Below are 467 nucleotides of genomic sequence, written 5' to 3' on the forward strand. Positions count from 1 at the left end.
CAGTCGCTGCTGTTTGAACTTCTTCAGAAGTCTTAGCTGCATCAATCGCTGCTTTAGCCTTGTTGGCTTCTGCATCAACAGATGACTTAGCTGCATCTTTCTCTTCTTGAGTTAGATCGTTACGAGCTTCAATTTCTGCCTTCTTCGCCGCTGCTACTTCATCAATATCTTTCTTCAAAAGATTCTTCTCTGAAGATTCAGTTGATGGATTCACCGCATTAATCTTGGCAATTCCTGCAGATTTCTCAACTTCTACGGAAGCATCTGTTTGGGCTGCATCAATCGCTGACTTAGCCTTAGCTGCCTCAGAGTCTACCTCAGCTTTCGCTGCTGCTTTCTCTTCAGCTGTTAAGTCATCACGGGCTTCTAGAGAGGCCTTCTTCGCTGCCGCTGCTTCATCAATTGCCGCTTTCGCTGCTGGTTTAACCTCTGCTACTGGATTGATCGCTTGGATTGCAGTAATACCT

1 protein-coding gene is annotated in these 467 nt (G+C 45.8%); it reads right to left on the reverse strand.

Annotated elements, in window-relative coordinates; genetic code table 11:
- Window positions 1-467: DUF1542 domain-containing protein (locus E5983_RS09470; RefSeq protein ID WP_160333525.1), on the reverse strand; the 467-nt coding region annotated here is incomplete at both ends.

The sequence above is a fragment of the Streptococcus danieliae genome, assembly GCF_009767945.1.
Lineage (GTDB): Bacteria > Bacillota > Bacilli > Lactobacillales > Streptococcaceae > Streptococcus > Streptococcus danieliae.